The sequence below is a fragment of the Serratia sp. BIGb0163 genome (assembly GCF_024809935.1).
GTDB lineage: Bacteria > Pseudomonadota > Gammaproteobacteria > Enterobacterales > Enterobacteriaceae > Serratia > Serratia quinivorans.
This window is the reverse complement of record NZ_JANUDZ010000001.1, coordinates 2206080-2227918: the sequence shown is the minus strand read 5'-3', so window position 1 is coordinate 2227918 and position 21839 is coordinate 2206080. Positions and strand designations below refer to the sequence as shown.

Here is a 21839-nt window from a genome sequence, read left to right as displayed (position 1 = left end):
GGTCACGAGCATAAATGGTGCTGAATGAGCTATCCCAGAGTCTATGTTGAGAAAAACGGAGGTTTGTTGATGTTGGGGAGGTTAAGGCAGTGGCTGATGGGGCGGTTACACACGAGCAATTGAGCGGTATGAATCGTAGGAAAGGGGCGCCCAGTCTTGAAAGCCAGGCGTCCGGGTTATGCCGTTTTCTTTTCTGCGCTGGTGGCAAGATTGTCAATGTAGTCTGCGTACCATTGCATCATTTCACGTCGGCTTTCGAGATATTGGGCGTGGTTGTATGTGCCACGTATACTGTTTTTGTCCAGATGGGCCAGTTGCATTTCGATCCAGGCAGAATTAAAGCCCTGCTCATGCAAAATGGTGCTCATGGTATGTCGAAAACCGTGACCCGTTGCTTTCCCCTGGTAACCCAGGATTTTGAGGACCTTGTTTATAGTGGCTTCACTGATGGGTTTGTTAACATCATTTCGGCCAGGGAACAGCAAGCGAAATTGGCCTGTGAGGGACTGTAGAGCACGTAATATAGTGATCGCTTGCTGTGATAATGGGACCAGATGCATACGCCGTTTCTTCATACGGGATTTTGGTATGGTCCAGAGCGCATTATCAAAATCGAACTCGCACCATTCAGCAGCCCGTAATTCAATCGTCCGAAGACCGGTAAGAAGCATCAGTTGTGTTGCGGCACCGGTGACCGGTCCCTGATAACTTCGTAGTTTATGAATAAATGCCGGGAGTTCGTCATGACTAAGGTGGGGGAAATGCGATGTTTCGGGGGTTGCCAGTGTACAGGCCAGATCCGCAATAGGGTTTAGCGTGGCACGTCCGGTTGCGATGGCGTATCGGAATATTTGGCTGCAGTAGCGTCGTATCTTTCCCAATTTGACCAGCGCGCCACGTTTTTCGATGCAACGAAATACGGTGAGCATTTCCAGGGGGACAATGTCGGTGACAGGACGGTTACCTACGGCAGGGAAGATGTCTTTCTCAAGCGCATCTAAAGCCCAGTCGGCGGTATTTTTAGCCCAGGTGGTGGATTTGTGCTGATACCATTCTAGAGCCAGGGCTTTAAACGTGTTTTCAACGGAAATTTTACGTGTAAGTTTATCGCGCTTTTTCTTCTCACCCGGGTCTTGCCCATCGGTTATTAACTTTCTGGCGTCATCACGACGACTACGAGCGTCAGCAAGAGAAATGTCAGGATATACACCGATGGATAATTTTTTCTCTTTACCGCCGAAATAGTACTTCATTCTCCAGTAGCGTGAGCCATTGGGTTTGACGAGCAGGTAAAGGCCGCGTTCGTCGGAGAGCTTATATTCTTTCTCTTTTGGTTTGCAGGTCTCTACCTGCCTGGCGTTCAGTGGCATATGGGGGCCCCAAGAAATCGTTGAACTGGAAGAGCCCCAAAAATGGCCCCCACCTTGTAGTTGATTTAGGTGGAAGTATAGAGAATTGGGTGGAGCTCAGCTATGAGTAAAATCAATGATATCAGGGTTTCTAGCGAGGGAAGGTGGAGTTCGGTGGAACTCCATCGACTTGAGTTTGGCTCCTCTGACTGGACTCGAACCAGTGACATACGGATTAACAGTCCGCCGTTCTACCGACTGAACTACAGAGGAATCGTGTGAACGGGGCGAATAATAGCGGGGTGGTGCGGCTTTGTCAAAGCACTAAACTGCAAGAAAAGCGCGTTTGCTGATGGAATGAGCATGTTGCGTTGTTTTTCGGCACTCATCCTGTTCAATCACGCTGTTTATCACCACAAAATCCCCGACTTCCTGGTTGCACCTGCCATTGCACGCTTCTGGTGCGCAAGGGGAGAGGCACCTGGCGAGCAGCAGAAAGATTTTGCCGCGAATTTGCCACTTGATCCCCCCGCTGCGCCTTCTGACGGCAGCAAACCTCCGCGTTTTGCCTCTGATATGTAGGATGAATGAACAGAAAATATGTATTGGCCGTCACAATGGCTGGATTTTTGCTTACCTAAATTCGGGTAATGCGACTGCGCTCTCGCGCAAATTATTTTCCCCGTCTACACATAAAGTGACTGCTCCACGCCCCTGGGCGTTTCGCTAAAACAGTGCTGAGGAATACAACAATGTCATCGAAACTTATTAAAAGTCCGCTCGCTGCTCTGCTTATCGGTTGTTTAGGTTCTGCTTTTTATGCTCAGGCGGATATTGTTATTGGCGTCGCCGGGCCGTTCTCCGGGCCGAATGCGACCTATGGCGATCAGTACTGGCGTGGTGCCTCGCAGGCGGCAGCGGATATCAACGCCGCCGGTGGGATTAAAGGGGAAAAAATCAAACTGGTGCAGGGGGATGACGCCTGCGAACCCAAACAGGCGGTCTCGGTCGCCAACCGGTTAGTGGATCAGGACAAGGTCGCGGCGGTGGTCGGGCACTTCTGCTCCTCCTCCACCATGCCGGCCTCCGAGGTGTATGACGAAGCCGGAATTATCGCCATCACCCCCGGATCCACCAACCCGCAGATCACCGAACGCGGCATGACCAACATGTTCCGCATGTGCGGCCGTGATGACCAGCAAGGGGTGATAGCCACCAACTACATGCTCAATACCCTGAAAGCCAAACGCATTGCGGTGATCCACGACAAAGACACCTACGGCCAGGGGCTGGCAGATGCCGCCAGGGCCGAGATGAACAAGCGCGGCGTGAAGGAAGTGCTGTATGAAGGGTTGTCACGCGGTGAAAAAGACTTCAACGCGCTGGTGACCAAAATCGCCTCGGTCAAACCTGACGTGGTCTATTTCGGTGGTTGCCATCCAGAGGCTGGGCCATTGGTGCGCCAGATGCGTGAGCAGGGTGTGACCGCCAAGTTCTTCTCCGGTGACTGCATCGTGACCGAAGAGCTGGTGACCGCTGCCGGTGGGCCGCAGTACACCAACGGAGTGCTGATGACATTCGGCAACGATCCGCGCCAAATTCCTGAGGGCAAGGCGGTGATCGCCAAGTTCCGCGCCAGCGGTTTTGAGCCGGAAGGCTACACCCTCTACTCCTATGCTTCAATTCAGGCAATCGCCGCAGCCTTCAGCGCTACCGGCGGCAAAGACAGCGCCAAGGCCAGCGAATGGCTGAAATCGCATGATGTGGATACCGTGATGGGCAAAAAGGCCTGGGACAAGAAAGGCGACCTGAAGGTATCGGATTACGTGGTCTATCAATGGGACGATAAAGGCAAATATCACCAACTCTAATCAGCCCGAAGGCTCAGGTTTTTCCTGCCCGCATGGGGCTGGATTGACATGATTGACAAGCGGATCCGCGTGTTCGGCGGATCCGCGCCGATACTTCCCTTGGGCCGCGTCTGCACTAGTTTGCGGTCCCACCAGGCGAGACTGCTCATTATGGATGTTTTCTTTCTGCAACAGTTGATCAACGGCCTGACGCTCGGCGCGGTTTACGGCCTGATCGCCATCGGCTACACCATGGTTTACGGCATTATCGGCATGATTAACTTCGCCCACGGCGAGGTGTACATGATCTCCGCCTACCTGTGCGCCATCGGGCTGGCGCTGCTGTCGTTCTTCGGCCTGCAATCCTTTCCGCTGCTGATCCTCGGCACGTTGGTGTTTACCATCGTCGTCACCGGGGTGTATGGCTGGGTGATAGAGCGGATCGCCTACAAACCCTTGCGCAATTCCACTCGTCTGGCACCGCTGATCTCCGCCATCGGCATGTCGCTCATTTTGCAAAACTACGCGCAAATCAGCCAGGGGCCGCGCCAGCAAGGGATCCCGACCTTGCTGGACGGCGTGTTCCGCCTCAACTTTGACGGTGGGGTGATCCAAATCACCTACACCAAGGTGTTTATCCTGGTCGCCTCACTGCTGGGCATGGCCATCCTCACTTACATCATTCAGCACACCCGTCTGGGGCGTATCTGCCGCGCCACCCAGCAGGATCGCAAGATGGCGTCCATTCTGGGCATCAACACCGACCGGGTGATCTCCCTGGTGTTCGTGATTGGTGCCGCCATGGCCGGGCTGGCGGGGGTGTTGATCACCATGAACTACGGCACCTTTGATTTTTACGTCGGCTTTATTATCGGCATCAAGGCCTTTACCGCCGCGGTGCTGGGGGGCATTGGTTCGTTACCCGGCGCGATGCTGGGCGGGCTGCTGCTGGGCGTGGCGGAGGCGCAGTTTGCCGGCATGGTGAACTCCGATTACAAAGACGTATTCTCCTTCGGTTTACTGGTGGTGATCCTGATTTTCCGCCCTCAGGGCCTGCTCGGTCGGCCAATGGTCGCTAAGGTTTGAGGGGAAAACTATGTCGCAATCTATGGTTCACCCAGGGCTGAACGTTAAACGCAGCCTGCTGGATGCGGTGCTGGCCGGGCTGATCGCTTTGATCGTCTTCGGGCCGATCGTCGGTATTGTTCTCAACGGATACAGTTTTAACTTTGAACCGCGCCGCCTGGCGTGGATTATCGCCGCGGTAATGGCCGGGCGGCTGTTGCTCAGCCTGTTCCTGCAAACTGCGCCGGGGCGGAAATTGTTGACGCGTTTTGACGGCGGCAATGACGGGGTGTATGTCCGGCCGATAGGGGCCAAAACCAGTCTGCGATGGATCATCCCGTTAATGGCGGTGATCGCGCTGCTGTTCCCGTTTGTCGCCACCAAGTACCTGCTGACGGTGGCGATCCTGGGGCTGATTTACGTGCTGCTTGGGCTGGGGTTGAACATTGTTGTCGGGCTGGCCGGGCTGTTGGATCTCGGTTATGTGGCGTTCTACGCCATTGGTGCTTATGGCCTGGCGTTGGGTTATCAGTATCTCGGGCTGGGGTTCTGGGCGATGTTGCCGCTGGGGGCGCTGATGGCCGCGCTGGCCGGTGCGCTGCTGGGGTTCCCGGTGCTGCGCATGCACGGTGACTATCTGGCGATCGTCACGCTGGGGTTCGGGGAAATTATCCGTCTGGTGCTGAATAACTGGATGTCGCTGACCGGTGGCCCCAACGGCGTCTCGGTGCCTGCGCCGACGATTTTTGGCCTGGAATTTGGCCGACGGGCGAAGGACGGCGGGGTGCCGATCCACGAATTCCTCGGTATCGCCTATAACCCCAACCTGAAATTTATCTTTATCTATGCGGTGCTGTTCCTGGTGGTGCTGCTGGTGCTGTACATCAAGCACCGGCTGACGCGCATGCCGATCGGCCGCGCCTGGGAGGCACTGCGTGAGGATGAAATCGCCTGTCGCTCGCTCGGGCTGAACCACGTTCTGGTGAAGCTATCGGCCTTTATGATGGGCGCCTCTACCGCCGGGCTGGCCGGGGTGTTTTTTGCCACTTATCAGGGCTTCGTCAACCCCACCTCATTCACCTTCTTTGAGTCGGCGCTGATCCTGGCGATCGTGGTGCTGGGCGGTATGGGCTCGACCATCGGCGTAGTGCTGGCGGCGTTTGTACTCACGGTGGCACCTGAGCTGTTGCGAAGTTTTGCCGAGTACCGGGTACTGCTGTTCGGCGTGTTGATGGTGGCGATGATGATCTGGCGGCCACGTGGGCTGGTGCGCATCAGTCGTTCCAGTTTTGCTCCGCGCAAGGGGGTAGAGCCATGAGCGACGCTATCTTGCAGGTTGAGCATCTGATGATGCATTTTGGCGGTATCAAGGCGCTGAATGACGTGAATCTGGCGGTAGAGCGCGGTTCCATCACCGCGCTGATCGGCCCCAACGGTGCCGGTAAAACCACGGTATTCAACTGTCTGACCGGTTTTTATCGCGCCACCGGCGGCGCGATCCTGCTCAATACCCACAAGCGGCCAACCGACGTGATCCAGGTGCTGGGGCAGAAATTCCACGCCGGTGACTGGGTTAACCCGAAACGCCTGGGCTCGCGCGTTTACTACAAAATGTTTGGCGGCACCCATCTGGTCAATCGCGCCGGGCTGGCGCGTACCTTTCAGAACATCCGTTTGTTCCGCGAAATGTCGGTGGTGGAGAACCTGCTGGTGGCGCAGCACATGCTGAGCAACCGCAATCTGATCGCCGGCGTGCTCAATACGCCGGGTTACCGCCGGGCCGAAAACCAGGCGCTGGATCGCGCCTTTTACTGGCTGGAAGTGGTGGAGCTGGTGGATTGCGCCAACCGGCTGGCGGGGGAGATGTCCTACGGCCAACAGCGGCGGCTGGAGATCGCCAGGGCAATGTGCACCACGCCGGAAATGATCTGCCTCGATGAACCCGCCGCCGGGCTAAACCCGGTAGAGACGGCGACGCTGAGCCGCATTATCCGTTTTCTGCGTCAGCACCACGGCATCACGGTACTGTTGATCGAACACGATATGGGCATGGTGATGGAGATCTCCGATCGGGTGATTGTGCTCGATCACGGTGATGTGATCGCCGAAGGCACGCCGAAAGAAATTCAGCACAACGATACGGTGATCGCCGCTTACCTTGGCGCGGACGAAGAGGAACTGGCGGGATGAGCAATGTGATGTTGGAGTTTCGCAACGTAGACGTGTTTTATGGCCCGATCCAGGCGTTACAGCAGGTCTCGTTACAGGTGAATGAAGGGGAAACGGTGGCGCTGATTGGCGCCAACGGCGCGGGCAAGTCGACGCTGCTGATGTCCATCTTCGGCCAGCCACGCATCAGCGGCGGGCAGATCCTGTTTCGTGGCGAGGATATCAGCCAGCGTTCCACCCATTACGTTGCCAGCAGCGGCATCGCTCAGGCACCGGAGGGGCGGCGTATTTTCCCGGACATGAGCGTGGAGGAAAACCTGTTGATGGGCACCATTACCATTGGCAATCGCTATGTGGATGAGGATTTGTTGCGCATGTTCGATCTGTTCCCGCGCCTGAAGGAACGGCGCAACCAGCGGGCGATGACCATGTCCGGCGGCGAACAGCAGATGCTGGCGATTGCCCGGGCGCTGATGAGCAGGCCCAAACTGCTGTTGCTGGACGAGCCGAGCCTGGGGCTGGCACCGATCATCGTCAAACAGATCTTCAGCATTTTACGGGAACTGACCCGTGGCGGCATGACGTTGTTTCTGGTGGAGCAGAATGCCAACCACGCGCTCAAACTGTCCGATCGCGGCTATGTGATGGTTAACGGCCAGATCCGCCTGACCGGCAGTGGTTCGGAGTTGTTAAACGATCAGGAGGTGAGGAAAGCCTATCTGGGCGGGGCCTAGAACTGGCGCTGGATCCAGCGCACGTTCAGCCGCACCAGTGCAATAATGCCGTTGGACAACATCCGCAGCCCGGTGGGTAAATCGCGGCGGCGGATATCCAGCAGCAACACGGTGCGCACCTGGTCGCTGTCGTTCCACACCTCGTGTTCGAAGGTATCGTCCCACAGCATAAATTCCCCCTCATTGAGCCGGTATTCCTGCCCGTCGACTTTCAATACGGCGGCGGGCAGACCATCGGCACCCTTGGGCATCGACAGCACCAGATAACCGCGCAGAATGCCACGGAACGGGCCACGGTGCGCCGGCACCTGTTTACCGGGGGCCAGGAAAGACAGCGAGGCGGAGAGCACATCCGGAGAGGAAGCGATCAGGCTGGCCAATAAGGGGCAGCGTGCAAGGTTGCGCGTTATCGGCTGGCCGTAGGCCTGCATGATAAACATGCGCCAGTCACGCGCGTCATTGGCGGAGATCGACGCCTGTTCGCTCATGATTTCGTGAAATCGCGGAATATTGTGCAGATCTTGCGCCAGGGTCAGTGCCTCATCACGGATCTGCGGCCATTGGGCGGTAAAACGCTGTGCGTCGGGGAACAGTTGGGCACTGTCGAGCACCGGCGCACCGCTGATGCGGCGATCGTAAATACGGCGTAATGCCAACACCGACCAATCATAGATAGCTGACATATGACCTCAATAAGCCTGACCCGAGTTCTCGCCGTCTGTTGATATCATTATTGTTTAATATGCGACCGCCGGACGATTAATTCACCGTTATATAAACGTTGGCCGCCCGGTTCGAAAGCCTGCGTCAGGCAATGAATGCCATCGGCAATCAGCGACTGCATCGGCTGGCGATAAGTGGTCAATTGGTAACTGGGGGAGGCGGCCAGTTCAATGTCATCAAAGCCCACCACGGCAATCGGTGTACAGCCCGGTGTGGCGCGGATGGCGTCGATAACCCCCACTGCCAGAATATCGTTCTCACAAAAAATCGCCTCAACCCGTTGTTCCGCCGGGGTGGTTGCCAGGTAGGCCGCAAAGGCTTCCATGCCGCACTGACGTTGATAATGCGGGGCCTGCAGCACCACGCTGACGTCGCGTTGTTTTTCCGCCAGCGCGGCGCGGAAACCGTCAAGGCGGCGTAACTGGGTGGATTCACTCACTGGCCCAGCCAGATAGCCCATGCGCTGATAATTTTGCGTCAGCAACAGTTCGCCAATTTCACGCCCGGCCTGATAGCCGTTAGTGGCCAACACCTGGATATAGGGGCTTTCGCTATAGCGATACAGCACCACCAGCGGAATATGGTGAATATCCTGTGCCAGCGTAATCAGCCGATCGTTGAGCAGGGTGCCGAGAAACAGCAGGCCATCCACCTGCATTTGATCGGCCAGCGTCAGCACCGATTCATAGTCGTGTTCCGAGGTGATATTCAGCAGCAAGGCCATATAGCCGCGGCTTTGCAACTGGCGGGTGACTTCGTCCAGCAGCGTGAAAATATGCGGGTTTTTTAGCTCGTCCGCCACCAGCCCGATGATGCGGGTGCTTTTTTTCGACAGGCTACGCGCCAGCAGATTAGGGCGATAGCCCAATTCTCTGGCCGCGGTCTGAACGCGCAACATCGCATGGGGCGAGATCGACGCACCGTCGGTAAAGGCACGCGATACCGTCCATTTGGACACGCCGGCGCGGGCCGCCACATCACTGGCCGTCGCTTTGCGTGCAGTGGGCGCGGGGATCGCGCCGGGTTTCTTCGCCATCATCTTTGCTCGTGATGAAAAAACGGTATGGGTTCAACAGATTAGCACAGCCTTGCCGGATGCGGGAGTTGCTGCCGTCAGCGGTGGGATCCCTGGTGCAGGACAGGGCGCCATATTGATCCTTTGATCGGTAAATTGTGATCCTGAGCGGCAGTTTTATCATGGCGCATTTGACTTATTTTTAACCCTCTCCAATAGTCCATCGCAAGTGGCATTTGTTTTGCGGTCAAGTTGCCACCCAATTTTGCACCCGGGTGCATTTTAAATTTGCACCCGGGTGCAATGCGGCGGAAATATCAGAAACTTTGAGCTTCGGGAGTAACTATGTTGAATGGTGAAAGAAAAACGCCACGGCCTCTGCGCTGGGCGATGGTCGGCGGCGGGCGGTTGGGGCAGGTGGGTTATAAACACCGTTGCGGTGCATTGCGGGATAATACCGCCTTTGCGCTGGTGGCTGGGGCATTTGATATTGTGCCGGAGCGCGGCCGCGAATTCGGCGTCAATCTGGGGGTGGATGCCGATCGCTGCTATGACGATTACCGCACGCTGTTTGCTCAAGAGGCACAGCGTGAGGACGGCATTGAAGTGGTGTCGGTGGCTACGCCGAATGGCACCCATTACCAAATTACCCGTGCGGCACTGCTGGCCGGGCTGCACGTGATTTGCGAAAAACCGCTGTTTTTCACCAGCCGGGAAGCCTACGAAATCAAGGCACTGGCGGCGGAGAAAAACCGCATTGTCGGCGTAACCTACGGTTTCTCCGGCCATCCGTTGCTGCTGCAGATGCGCGCCATGATTGCCAACGGGCAGATCGGCGAGGTGCGCATGGTGGATCTGCAATATACCCACGGTTTTAATGCCACCGACGAGGTTGACCGTCTCAGCGACGCGCAGAAATGGCGCATTGATCCCCAAATCTCAGGCCCGAGCTTTGTGCTGGGCGATATTTCCACCCACACCTATTACCTGTCCCAACTGGTGATGCCGCAGATGCAAATCAGCGAACTGCTTTGCGATCGGCAGAGCTTTATTCCCTCGCGTGCGCCGCTGGAAGACAACGCGCTGGTGATGATGCGCTATGCCAACGGTGCGGTGGGGCGCATGTGGGCCTCATCGGTCAATGCCGGTGCCATGAGCAGCCAGCGTATTCGCATCGTCGGCTCGAAGGCCAGCCTGGAATGGACCGACGTCAACCCCAGCGAGCTGAGTTACCAGGTGCAGGGGCAACCCAATCAGACGCTGTATCGCGGTATGCCCTATCTGGACGAAACCTGCAACGCCTGGGAGCGACTGGGGGCGCTGCATACCGAGGGGCTGACCGAGTCCTGGGCCAACATATACCTGAAATTCGCCCTGGCGATTGATGCCTGCAACCGGGGCGATCGGCAGGCGTTGGATCAACTGGTGTATCCAGACATCGACGCCGGGATCGACGGTGTGCGCTGGATTGAAAACTGCGTGCGCTCAGCCGATCAGGGTGCTCGCTGGGTAGCCTTTGAATAAACCTTTTTGCGGAGACATAACATGAAGCTTTCTTTCTGTACCGATAGTCTGGGCCACCTGCCGTTTGAAGCCATGTTGGATCGATTGGGCGAATTGGGAGTGTTTGGTGTGGAAATGACCACCGGCGGCTGGTCTTCGGCACCGCATCTGGATACCGTGGCGTTATTGCAGGACGCCGGTAAGCGCCGACGGTTACTGGCGGCACTGGAAAGCCGCGGCATGAAGATTGCCGCGCTGAACGTTTCCGGTAACCCGCTAGAGCCGGGCGTGTTGGGGGAAAAACATCGCCACGATACTGACAACACGCTGGCGCTGGCCGCCGGCCTGGGGGTGAAGAAAATCGTCATGATGAGCGGATTGCCCCCTGCGGCGCCCGGCGACAGCATCCCCAACTGGATCACCTATACCGTCAGTTGGCCGCCGACGCTGAAAAACTGCCTGGATTATCAGTGGAACGAAGTGGCAATCCCCTACTGGCAACGGCTGGTGGAAAAGGCACAGGCGTTTGGCATCGAGAAATTCGCGCTGGAGAACTTTAGCTCGATGCTGGTGTGGAACCCCGACACCTTGTTCAGGCTGCGTGACGCGGTGGGGCCGATGGTCGGGCTGAATCTTGATCCCAGCCACCTGATTTGGATGGGGGCCGATCCGATTGCCGTAGCCCGCCGTTTGGGGGACGCCATCCACCACGTGCACGGCAAGGACGTAAGGCTGGAAAGGGGCGTGGTGGCAGTCAACGGGCTGCTGGAAACCCGGCCGGTGGAGCAGGTGGCGGAGCGCGCCTGGAATTATGTGGCGGTCGGCTGCGGGCAGGATCTGCAGTGGTGGAAAGAGTTTTTCTCGGTGGTACGCATGATGGGCTATAACGACTGGGTGTCGCTGGAGATGGAGGATCTGACCATGTCGGTCGATGCCGGCATCAATACCTCGGTCGAGGCGTTAAAGCACTGTATCAGTCAGTAAACGGCATCCGTTGCTGTCCAGGGTCTGCCGTTGTGCAGGCCGTGGATGGCAAAAGGCTGGCGAAAAAAACAGGTTAATAAAAATGTGACGCATGTCGCATTTACCCTGCCGATTGGTTAAAATATCGCTACTTCCCGCTCCCGTCCGGATCCCGTTTAACATGGAACAAACTCAGGTCTCTCGCTCAACTGCCTGGTTGCGCGTGGTCATTCTTGCCGTTTCGGCCTTTATCTTCAATACCACCGAGTTCATTCCGGTCGGGTTGCTGAGTGATATCGCCCAAAGCTTCTCGATGCAGACCGAGCAGGTGGGGTTGATCATCACTATTTATGCCTGGATCGTCGCCGCCAGTTCGCTGGTGTGTATGCTGCTGACCAGCCGGATTGAGCGGCGCAAACTGCTGATCGGGGTATTTATCCTGTTTATCGCCAGCCATGTGCTGACCGCCGTGGCATGGAACTTCACCACGCTGGTGATTTCCCGTGCCGGCGTGGCGCTGGCCCATGCGGTATTCTGGTCGATCACCGCCTCGCTGGCGATCCGGGTCGCACCCGCGGGCAAAAAGGCGCAGGCATTGAGCCTGCTGGCGGGGGGAACCGCGCTGGCGATGGTGCTCGGTCTGCCGCTGGGCCGTATCGTGGGTCAAATCCTCGGCTGGCGCATGACCTTTATTGGTATCGCCGTCTGTGCCACGCTGGCGTTGGTGCTGCTGTGGCGCTTGTTGCCGGTGCTGAAAAGCGAGCATTCCGGCTCGCTGGCCAGCGTGCCAATGCTGTTTAAGCGCCCGGCGTTGGTCAGCCTGTATATGCTGACCATCATTGTGGTGACGGCCAATTTTACCGCCTACAGCTATATCGAACCCTTTATTCAGACCGTGGCTGGGCTGTCGGAAAACTTCACCACCCTGATGCTGTTGCTGTTCGGTGCCGCCGGTATCATCGGCAGTCTGCTGTTTAGCCGTTTCAGCGAGCGTTTCCCGTCGGGCTTTTTCATCGGCGCCATCGCCTTATTGATGCTGAGCCTGCTGCTGCTGTTACCGGCCTCCGGTGATGAAAACCACCTGACGGTGCTGTTTGCGGTATGGGGCATGGCAATCATGGCAATTGGTTTGTCGATGCAGGCCAAAGTATTGAACCTGGCCCCGGACGCTACCGACGTGGCGATGTCGATCTATTCCGGGCTGTACAACTTCGGCATCGGTGCCGGCGCACTGCTGGGTAACCAGGTCAGCCAGTATCTGGGTATGGGCAACATTGGCTTTGTCGCTGCCCCACTGGCGTTGATCGCCCTTGGCTGGTGCCTGCTGAACTTTTACCGTAGTGAACGCCTGCAACACCACCAAATCCGCTAACTGCCTGCACTCTGATAGTGGGCCGCCGGCTCACTGTCAGGCATCTTCCCACGGCTTAAATTTTCTCTCAGCAAAACAGATTGCTGCAGTTTTTTATGCTTAATTACCTTTCATAGCCTGCTAATTAAATATTTAACTCCGACGCCGAGCCTATAGCATAGAAAAATAATAATTATGTTATGGCGAGGTTAATGGTGAGTGGTGTTTTGGTTGCAGGAAGCGATGCGGTGGCCCAGTCACCGATCCATGAACAGGATTTGTCAGCAAGAATTGATGCGTTGCCGACCTCGGCCGGCCTGTGGAAGTTTATCGCTTTGCTGGCGTTGGGCGGTTTTTTTGAGCTTTATGACCTGTTCCAGACCGGCTATATCAGCACCGGTTTAATTGCCGAGGGGATATTCCATACCGGCGCGCAAGGCGTGTTCGGCGTCTCCGACCAGGCGGCTTTTGCCTCCGCCACCTTCCTTGGCCTGTTTATCGGCGCCAGCCTGCTCAGCCCCTACGCCGACCGCTTTGGCCGCCGCACCACCTTTATGTTTGCGCTGGCCTGGTACGGCGTGTTTTCGCTGTGCCTGGCCTTTCAGCATCAGGCAGAGTGGGTGATCTTCCTGCGTTTTTTGGTGGGAGTCGGATTGGGGATTGAACTGGTCACCATAGATACCTATCTGACCGAGTGGGTGCCTGCGCATCTGCGTACCCGGGCCTTTGCCTTTTCGTTTTTCATTCAATTTCTGTCGGTGCCAACGGTCGCGTTGATGTCGTGGTGGCTGGTACCACAGACCATTTTGGGTCTGAGCGGCTGGCGTTATGTGGTGATCGCCGGTGCCGTGGCTTCGCTGGTGATTTGGCTGGTGCGTAAAGGCTTGCCGGAGTCCCCGCGTTGGCTGGCGCAGCAGCGACGTTACCCGGAGGTCAGGCAGGTAATGCTAGCGATGGAGCGTCGTTGCGGTGTTACCCAGGTGACGGAATTCCCGTTGCGTGATGCCGAATCAGCAAGCGAAACGCCCGCGCAGGGAAGCTTTAAAGATATCTGGTCGCCTCGTTACCGGGGCCGCACCCTGATGCTGGTGGTGATGAATTTCTTCCAGGCGATTGGTTTCTTCGGTTTTGGCAACTGGCTGCCGGCCTTACTGGCCGGAAAGGGCGCTTCAATCACCCACAGTCTGCTGTACGCCTTCTTTATTACCCTGGCTTATCCGCTGGGATCATTACTGTGCAGTCGCTATGCCGACAAGATGGAAAACAAATGGCAGATTGTTCTTTCCTGCCTGGTGACTGTGATTTTCGGCTCACTGTTTGCCATGCAGAATAACCCTCTGTGGCTGATTCTGTGCGGGTTCTTCATTACCTGGTCCAATGCCTGGCTGACCTACAGTTACCACTCCTACCAGTCAGAAGTGTTCCCGACTTATATCCGTGCCCGTGCGGTCGGATTCTGTTATTCGTTCAGCCGATTGTCGACGGTATTCAGCAGCCTGATTATTGGCATGATCCTGCAATACGGCGGTTCGGTAGGGGTGATTGCGTTTATCGTTGCCAGCATGCTGATTGTGATGGTGGTGATCGGGGTGTTTGGTCCAAAAACTCGCGGTATCGATCTGGAAAATATCTGACCGAGCCACCCGGCGTTGCGCATTGAGACAACGCCGGGATCTTCATGCTGTTATAACTTAGGCCAGATCAAAACGATCGAGGTTCATTACCTTATTCCAGGCGGCGACAAAGTCGTATACAAAACTCGCCTGAGCATCCGAGCTGCCATAGACTTCCGCCAGCGCGCGCAGTTGGGAATGTGAACCGAAGATCAGGTCGGCGCGGGTCGCCGTCCATTTGAGCGCGCCGGTTTGGCTGTCCTGGCCTTCAAACACGCCATCTTCGCTTGCCGCTTTCCAGGTGGTGCCCATATCAAGCAGATTGACGAAGAAGTCGTTGCTCAGTGCCTGCGGCCGTTGGGTCAGCACGCCGTGCTGGCTCTGGCCGACGTTGGCGTTTAACACCCGCAGCCCGCCCACCAGTACCGTCATTTCCGGTGCCGTCAGCGTCAGCAATTGTGCTTTGTCGACCAGCAAGGCTTCGGCCGGAATGTTGAACTGGCGCTCCAGGTAGTTACGGAAACCATCGGCAACCGGCTCCATCGCTTCGAAGGAGTCGACGTCGGTCTGTTCTTGCGTGGCATCCATACGGCCCGGAGTGAAGGGCACGCTTACCGGATGACCGGCGTTGGCTGCCGCCTGTTCGACCGCCGCGGCACCGGCCAGCACGATTAAATCTGCCAGCGAGACGCGTTTGTTGCCCGACTGGGCATTATTGAACGCCTGCTGGATATCTTCCAGCTTGGCCAGCGTTTGCGCCAGTTGCGCCGGTTGGTTGATTGCCCAGTCCTTCTGCGGCGCCAGACGAATGCGCGCACCGTTGGCACCGCCGCGCTTGTCTGACCCGCGGAAAGTGGAGGCTGAAGCCCAGGCGGTGGACACCAGTACCGAGATCGGCAGACCGGAAGTCAGGATGCTGGTTTTGAGATCGGCGATATCCTGATCGTTGATCAACTGATGATCGACGGCTGGGATCGGATCCTGCCAAATCAGCTCTTCGGCCGGCACTTCCGGGCCGAGATAGCGGGCGCGTGGCCCCATATCGCGGTGGGTCAGCTTGTACCAGGCACGGGAAAAAGCATCTGCGAGCTGGTCAGGATGTTCATAGAAGCGACGCGAGATCTTTTCGTATGCCGGATCGAAACGCAGCGACAGGTCAGTGGTTAACATGGTTGGGCGCTGTTTCTTCGCCGGATCGAACGCATCGGGAATGGTCTCGCCAACGTCTTTGGCTACCCACTGGTGGGCACCTGCCGGGCTTTGCGTCAGTTCCCACTCGTATTCGAACAGGTGTTTAAAGAAGTCGTGGTTCCACTGGGTCGGCGTGGTGGTCCAGGTGACTTCCAGGCCGCTGGTGATGGCGTCCTTACCTTTACCGGTACCAAAACTGCTCTGCCAGCCGAGGCCCTGTCGTTCGAGACCTGCGGTTTCCGGATCGTCACCCACATGCGAGGCCGGGCCTGCGCCATGAGTTTTACCGAAAGTGTGACCGCCGGCGATCAGCGCCACGGTTTCTTCATCATTCATCGCCATTCGGGCAAAGGTCTCGCGAATGTCACGGGCGGCAGCGACCGGATCTGGGTTACCGTCCGGCCCTTCCGGGTTAACGTAAATCAGGCCCATTTGCACCGCTGCCAGCGGATCTTCCAAATCGCGATCGCCCGAGTAGCGGCTATTCTGGCCGCCGCTCAGCTCCAGCCAGATTTTTTCCGATCCCCAATAGACGTCATCCGGCTCCCAGGTATCGGCGCGGCCGCCCGCATAGCCGAAGGTTTTAAAGCCCATGGATTCGAGTGCGACGTTACCGGTCAGGACAATCAGGTCGGCCCAGGAGATTTTGCGGCCGTATTTCTGTTTGATTGGCCACAGCAGACGTCGGGCCTTATCGAGGCTGACGTTGTCTGGCCAGCTGTTGAGCGGTGCAAAACGTTGCTGGCCTTCACCTGCGCCGCCACGGCCATCGCCGATACGATAAGTGCCGGCGCTGTGCCAGGCCATACGAATGAACAGGCCGCCATAGTGGCCGAAGTCTGCCGGCCACCACTCTTGTGAGTCGGTCATCAGGGCGTGGAGATCTTGTTTAACGGCGGCCAGATCCAGACTGTTAAAGGCTTTGGCGTAATCGAAGTCAGGGTCCATCGGGTCGGAGAGGGAGGAGTGCTGGTGCAGTGGCTTCAGGCTGAGTTGGTTGGGCCACCAGTCCTGATTCGAAGGGCCACGGCGTGGCGTGTTCGGTTTACCGCCACCCGAAAATGGGCATTTGCTTTCAGTTGTCATGATGCGCTCTCTGCTTCTGTAAGTTCGCTCGCCAGGCCCTGTCTGCAGTCCCTGGGGAGCCGTTAGCTTGATATCGCGGGCTAATGCTCGCGTCGGGTGTTGCGCTAATGGTTTGTCTAATCAACTGATTTTAAATAATAAAAAATGAGGCTTCGCCAACCGCTGATGGGGCTCGCACTGACACTCAGTTCTAAGCTTAGTCAGTGGATGCAGATAGATAAAATAGGAATGGTTGAATGTTGTAATAGTCTATGGCTATTGAAATGGTATTAATTGATAGGGTCTTTCTGGTGATAAGGCCGGACGGGATTATCGAATAGTCAAAAATAGCATTATCACCTGCCAGCCAAATGGAATTATTCGTCCTCTATCTATAGGCTATTCCCCCTATAATTGCTGCACGGGTCTAAACTATCAGCTTTGAATATATGTATTTTTTGACTTGCCGATTAAACAGGATGAAAATAATTTATTAGTCAGTGCCTACCAGCATCACTAAATAAATCTATGCATTGATAATAAACATCGAAACCAGGGATTTTGCTTTCAGCCAATTCTGGAACCCAATAAAGAGGAGTTTGAATATTGAGTTAATTATACTCATTATATAAGGAGGGGTCATGCTTGGTAATATTCATAACGTTGATATCCGATTGTTACAGATATTTTTGACCATAGTGCAGTGTAATGGATTCTCGGCCGCTCAGGCACAGCTGAATATGAGCCAGTCCGCCATCAGTACATGTATGTCGACTCTGGAGACGCGGCTGGGCTTTCGCCTCTGTGAACGGGGTAAAAAAGGATTCAGTCTGACAGCGGAAGGGGAACAGGTGCTGTGTTATACACAACAACTGTTCGCCAAATTAGATGCTTTTGTTTTACAGGTTCATAACCTTTCAGGGCGGCTACGCGGCGAGTTAATGATCGGGCTGTTAGACAGCACATTGACGTTGCCCGAAGCAAAAGTAGTTGAGGCAATAAGACGTTTTTATCAGCGTAATCATGAGGTAAGTCTGCAGGTTTTTATTAAATCACCAACAGAACTTGAACAAGAAATTATCAGCGGCGAACTGCATGCGGCGATATCTTATATTGGACACAGATTAGAAAACCTTGAGTATATCGATCTCTTCAGTGAAAAAATTTCAATCTATTGCGGAAAGCACCATCCGCTGTATTTATCATCAAAGGTAACCTCCGAGGACTTACTGCGCTTCAGTTGGGTGAAGCGTGGTTATCTGATGCCGTCGGATTTGGTGCCTGTAATGCCACCACTAATCACTGCCACGGCCCACCAGATGGAGGCTGTCGCCTTACTGGTTTTGGCAGGGACACACATTGGTTATCTGCCGCAACATTATGCTCAGCAGTGGGTCGATAAACAGGAAATGTACTTGCTGAAATCTGAAGAATTAAGCTATGAGGTGACTCACTGCCTTATTCTTAACCGAAGTCGCCCGCATAATGAAGCACTCGAAGCCCTGGTGTCTGACATTCTTCTGGAACATGGATGACCCTACTAAAAATAATGCATACTTATATTACAACGCTTTCCGGTTAAACATTCATAAATGATAAAGTCAGCTTTGTTTTATATCTATTGTTAGCAATGTATTTCAGTCTTACGCTCAGTGGCACATCAGTAAATATTCAGATGGGTACAGTGGCTGGAATGCTGCTATCCGTAAAATGGGCGTTTTACCAAACATCGAGGGATATGAAATGAGAGATAAATTTCGCGCTAAACACTATCTTGCCATGCAGGATTATACAGCGGAAGAGATCCGTTATTTGGTCGAGCTGGCAGCCGATTTAAAACGCAAATGGACCATGCGTGAGCCACATGAATATTTACGTGGGCGTACCTATGGCATGATTTTCGAAAAAAAATCTACGCGTACCCGTAATTCCTTCCATGCCGCCGCAACGGCGCTGGGGGCTCAGTCTATCTATCTGCGCCCGGATGAAATGCAACTCAGCCGTGGCGAGCCAATTAAAGATACCGCACGCATTATTGATCGCTATTTTGATGGTTTGTATATCCGAACTTATGGACAGGAAATTGTTCAGGAGTTTGCGCAATACATGAAAAATCCGGTGATTAACGCGTTAACGGCGCTGGAACATCCTTGCCAGGGGCTGGCCGACCTTCTGACCATTAAAGAAAAATTTGGTGAATGGAAAGGGGTAAAAGTCTGTTATGCCGGCGATGTCTATAACGTCTGTCATTCCCTGATGATCGGCTGCGGCATGATGGGAATGGATATTTACGTTGCTGCCCCTGAAGGGTACGAACCCGTACCGGAAATTCTGGCCTGTGCGCAGCAACACGCGGCGAAAAGCGGTTCCAAAGTCATCGTGACCCGGGACTTCGACGAGGCGCTGCGTGGAGCTGATGTGGTATATGGCAACACCTGGCATAGCATGGGTGAAAACGAAGCCCAGAAAGAAAAACGCATTCAAGACTTTATGCCGTACCAGATCAACGCACAGGCAATGGCGAAAGCGCGTAAAACGGCGGTCTTCATGCATTGCCTGCCGGGTTACCGTGGCGAAGATATGACAGACGAAGTCATTGAAGGGCCACAGTCCGTGGTGTGGGATCAGGGTGAAAACCGCATGCACACCGTGAAGGCCGTTATGGTGGCTACGGCGGTCTAGCATTCCGGCTCAAAGGCGAGGGAGCCAAAATTCTGGCTCCTCCGCGTAATGCCGTCAGATATCACTTCTACTTTTAGTCGCCATCCGTACTTCACTAAGGAGTTTGTTATGAGCCAATCTGTGGAGAATAAAACACATCTAAAAAAAGCCATTACCTTCAATGGTTTCTTGGGGATGGGTATTGGCTGCGTGTTTGGTGCTTCCTGGTTGGTACTTACCGGCACCTGGCTAAGCACCGCCGGTGGCCCATCCAATGCGGCACTGGCCATTTTGCTCTGCCTTCTCATTGAGCTTCCCCTGGCGCTGGCTTATCTGGAAGCCATCTCGGCGGTTCCGCTGGCAGGCGGAGAGGCTGCGTATTCTTACCTTGCCTTCGGTAGTTTTGCCGCGATGATTGCCGGATGGTTCGGCGTGTTGGTGAATATCATTTTATGCGCCTGGGAAGCGCTGGCGATCACCACCATGCTGGGCTACCTGCTGCCTTCCATGAAGAGTGCGGCGATTCTCTATGAGGTCGGCGGGTTTGCGGTCAGTGCTCCATTATTGATTATCGGGCTGTTACTTGTCGCGGGGATCGGCATGATGCAGCACCGGGGGGTAAAACTTTCATCAACGTTACAGACGGTCATTACAGTGACTGTTTTAACCCTGGTTATCGTCTCGCTGATTGCATGTTCATTCTATATCAACCTTGAAAATCTCAGCCCGTTACAGAGCAAACCGACCTTTGCCGGCGTGGTGGCTCTGCTGGCGCTCCTGCCATTTTCTATTGCCGGATGGGAAACCATAGCCAAGGGGGCGGAAGAAGCCTCTGCCAGCCTAAGCCGTAAAAAAACCGCTCTCGCTTTGATTATCTCTCTGGTCATCGCCACCTTTATGTATCTGATTACCATGCTGGTTCCTTCGGCCATTGTGCCGTGGCAAAGCCTGATGACCATGGATATCCCCTTTGCTCATGCAGCAGAAATAGTGACAGGTACGCCAGTTTGGGGGTTGGTATTAACGGCGGCTGCTTGCTGCGGAGTCGTGGGTGTTTATAACGCCTGTTTTTATGGCGCAACTCGTTTACTCATGTATATGAGCCAGGTGGGTTTAATTCCGGCCGCTTTCTCCCGGTTGCACCCGGTTTACCATACGCCAACGGTAGCCATCCTTTTCGTTTCATTAATAGCCGCTTCTGCCTGTCTGCTGGGTAAAGCCGTGTTTCTCCCACTGGTCACCGTGGCCGCTTTTTCCTATATCGTCTTGTGGGGGTCAACGCTGTTTTCCGTGATGCGACTGCGGAAATTGCGCCCTGAGCTTCCGCGCCCACTTCCCACTCCGGGAGGAAAATTCACCCTGGCTGTGGGGGCCATTGTGACTCTGCTTATGGCTGCGGCCATGTTGGTTCCTGGCAGCCCGGCGTCGCTTAAGTGGCCCTATGAGCATCTGCTATTGGGTGTGCTGCTGGTGATTGGCATGATCCTCTATTTGTTGCGGGATAAATCTGTTTCCGGAGAAGAACAGGCCAAATTGATACTGGAAAATATTCCTACCGAAATAGTGAAAAAAGACTGATTACTCAATATAGGCATTCGGATTAATTCTGTACTCATATCGATGAAAATACCCTGAATGTATCTTGTGAAATAAAGATAATTAAGAGGTTAAAAATGGAAAGAAGCTATGTAAAAAATGCAACTAATAGACTGAAGAAGGTTTTATTATGTCCACCAAAACATTTTTCATTCCAGCCTATTAATGTCATTACTGAAGACTGGCTGGAAAAAGGCGAGTCAGCCGATATTAGCGCATTTCGGCGCGAACATGATGCGCTGGTTCAGGCTTATCGTGAAAATGGCGTTGAAGTGGTATTGATGGATCCTGATCCTGACCTTCCTTATCAGGTTTATGCGCGCGATTTCGGTGCCTGCGTCGCGGAAGGCTTCATTATGGGGAGGTTCCGCGAACCTTGCCGGCAGGGGGAAACGGCAACTTATGAGGCCAAGATGAAACAGCTTGGTATCCCCTGCGTTGCACGCTGTACCAGTGGGGCATTTGAGGGCGGTGATTTCTGGATGATAGATGAGCACACTATTGCTCAGGGCGTGGTGGCAAGAACGGACTATGACGGCTACAAGAACATTGAACGCCAGATGTGGGAACTGGGTTACACCATGGTACCTATCTTCTGTAAGCGTGAAAATCTTCACCTGGACATGTGCTTTAATATTGTTGCAGAGAAAGTCGCGGTCGTTTGCAAAGCCGCGCTTCCCGATGAGTTTTTAAATCTGCTTGCCAGAAGAAAATTCACCCTGATTGATGTTCCGCAACAGGGGGTATTCCGCCATCATTGTAATTTGCAGGCATTGGGTGATGACCGGGTACTGACCTTCAAAAATAATAAAGAGACCAACCAGCAACTTGCTGCTTTGGGAATTAAAACCATTGAAATTGAATTGGAGGAAATTCTCAAAGGTGGCGGTGGGCCTCACTGCATGACTTTCCCATTAGAACGGGCATGAAATAGTCAGCCATCTAAAGGGGAGGGTTGGGCTTCCCCTTTCTTATCTGTCAGGGAACAGGA

Annotated in this window: 18 protein-coding genes and 1 tRNA gene; 14 read left to right on the top strand and 5 right to left on the bottom strand. The window is 54.7% G+C overall.

What is annotated here, in order from left to right:
- Positions 1–176 precede the first annotated feature (176 nt).
- Together M2406_RS10655 and M2406_RS10650 are read right to left on the bottom strand one after the other, a co-directional pair.
- Positions 177–1370, bottom strand: coding sequence for an integrase arm-type DNA-binding domain-containing protein (locus tag M2406_RS10655; RefSeq protein WP_259189881.1), 1194 nt, complete (start codon positions 1368–1370; stop codon positions 177–179).
- A 176-nt stretch (positions 1371–1546) separates the two neighbouring features.
- Positions 1547–1622 (bottom strand) — tRNA-Asn (locus tag M2406_RS10650).
- Positions 1623–1712: 90 nt separating this feature from the next.
- Between M2406_RS10650 and M2406_RS10645 the strand changes: the two genes are divergently transcribed.
- The 6 genes from M2406_RS10645 (at position 1713) to M2406_RS10620 (ending at position 7167) form a co-directional block, all read left to right on the top strand.
- On the top strand, positions 1713–1931 hold the full coding sequence (locus tag M2406_RS10645) for a hypothetical protein (protein WP_041418622.1): 219 nt from the start codon (positions 1713–1715) through the stop codon (positions 1929–1931).
- Between the two features lie 170 nt (positions 1932–2101).
- On the top strand, positions 2102–3220 hold the full coding sequence (locus M2406_RS10640) for a branched-chain amino acid ABC transporter substrate-binding protein (RefSeq protein WP_012145919.1): 1119 nt from the start codon (positions 2102–2104) through the stop codon (positions 3218–3220).
- Between the two features lie 150 nt (positions 3221–3370).
- Positions 3371–4285, top strand: a complete 915-nt coding sequence (locus M2406_RS10635) for an ABC transporter permease subunit (protein WP_017893418.1) — start codon at positions 3371–3373, stop codon at positions 4283–4285.
- Between the two features lie 10 nt (positions 4286–4295).
- The gene (gene livM / locus M2406_RS10630) at positions 4296–5582 is read left to right on the top strand and encodes a high-affinity branched-chain amino acid ABC transporter permease LivM (protein WP_012145917.1); all 1287 of its coding nucleotides are present in this window, start codon (positions 4296–4298) and stop codon (positions 5580–5582) included.
- Positions 5579–6454, top strand: a complete 876-nt coding sequence (locus M2406_RS10625) for an ABC transporter ATP-binding protein (RefSeq protein WP_012145916.1) — start codon at positions 5579–5581, stop codon at positions 6452–6454. The genes livM and M2406_RS10625 overlap by 4 nt, the downstream gene beginning before the upstream one ends.
- Complete coding sequence (locus tag M2406_RS10620) at positions 6451–7167, top strand: ABC transporter ATP-binding protein (RefSeq protein WP_129939732.1); 717 nt, start codon at positions 6451–6453, stop codon at positions 7165–7167. The genes M2406_RS10625 and M2406_RS10620 overlap by 4 nt, the downstream gene beginning before the upstream one ends.
- Here M2406_RS10620 and M2406_RS10615 read toward each other — a convergent pair.
- Positions 7164–7850 (bottom strand): aspartyl/asparaginyl beta-hydroxylase domain-containing protein, encoded by a 687-nt coding sequence (locus tag M2406_RS10615; protein WP_112362550.1) that lies wholly within the window; start codon positions 7848–7850, stop codon positions 7164–7166. The genes M2406_RS10620 and M2406_RS10615 overlap by 4 nt on opposite strands.
- Positions 7851–7897: 47 nt before the next feature.
- Positions 7898–8929: a LacI family DNA-binding transcriptional regulator gene (locus M2406_RS10610; protein WP_259189879.1), complete on the bottom strand. Its 1032-nt coding sequence runs from the start codon at positions 8927–8929 to the stop codon at positions 7898–7900.
- A gap of 321 nt (positions 8930–9250) precedes the next feature.
- On the opposite strand from M2406_RS10610, the gene M2406_RS10605 reads away from it, so the two are divergent.
- The 4 genes from M2406_RS10605 (at position 9251) to M2406_RS10590 (ending at position 14356) form a co-directional block, all read left to right on the top strand.
- Complete coding sequence (locus tag M2406_RS10605) at positions 9251–10429, top strand: Gfo/Idh/MocA family protein (protein WP_129939734.1); 1179 nt, start codon at positions 9251–9253, stop codon at positions 10427–10429.
- Between the two features lie 21 nt (positions 10430–10450).
- Positions 10451–11392 (top strand): sugar phosphate isomerase/epimerase, encoded by a 942-nt coding sequence (locus M2406_RS10600; protein ID WP_012145911.1) that lies wholly within the window; start codon positions 10451–10453, stop codon positions 11390–11392.
- 160 nt (positions 11393–11552) lie between these two features.
- Positions 11553–12743, top strand: coding sequence for a sugar transporter (locus tag M2406_RS10595; protein WP_041418615.1), 1191 nt, complete (start codon positions 11553–11555; stop codon positions 12741–12743).
- A 191-nt stretch (positions 12744–12934) separates the two neighbouring features.
- On the top strand, positions 12935–14356 hold the full coding sequence (locus tag M2406_RS10590; protein ID WP_259189878.1) for an MFS transporter: 1422 nt from the start codon (positions 12935–12937) through the stop codon (positions 14354–14356).
- Between the two features lie 57 nt (positions 14357–14413).
- Here M2406_RS10590 and katG read toward each other — a convergent pair whose 3' ends face one another.
- Complete coding sequence (gene katG / locus M2406_RS10585) at positions 14414–16612, bottom strand: catalase/peroxidase HPI (RefSeq protein WP_259189876.1); 2199 nt, start codon at positions 16610–16612, stop codon at positions 14414–14416.
- A gap of 620 nt (positions 16613–17232) precedes the next feature.
- On the opposite strand from katG, the gene M2406_RS10580 reads away from it, so the two are divergent.
- The 4 genes from M2406_RS10580 to M2406_RS10565 all read left to right on the top strand — a co-directional run bounded on the left by M2406_RS10580 (position 17233) and on the right by M2406_RS10565 (position 21777).
- A complete protein-coding gene (locus tag M2406_RS10580) occupies positions 17233–18126 on the top strand; it encodes a LysR family transcriptional regulator (protein ID WP_115184300.1) in 894 nt (297 codons plus the stop codon).
- Positions 18127–18334: 208 nt separating this feature from the next.
- Positions 18335–19273, top strand: coding sequence for an ornithine carbamoyltransferase (gene argF, locus M2406_RS10575; RefSeq protein WP_218216792.1), 939 nt, complete (start codon positions 18335–18337; stop codon positions 19271–19273).
- 108 nt (positions 19274–19381) lie between these two features.
- Positions 19382–20830: an APC family permease gene (locus M2406_RS10570; RefSeq protein ID WP_012145905.1), complete on the top strand. Its 1449-nt coding sequence runs from the start codon at positions 19382–19384 to the stop codon at positions 20828–20830.
- Between the two features lie 95 nt (positions 20831–20925).
- Entirely contained in the window at positions 20926–21777 is an 852-nt protein-coding gene (locus tag M2406_RS10565; protein ID WP_012145904.1) for a dimethylarginine dimethylaminohydrolase family protein, read from the top strand.
- Positions 21778–21839: the final 62 nt, after the last annotated feature.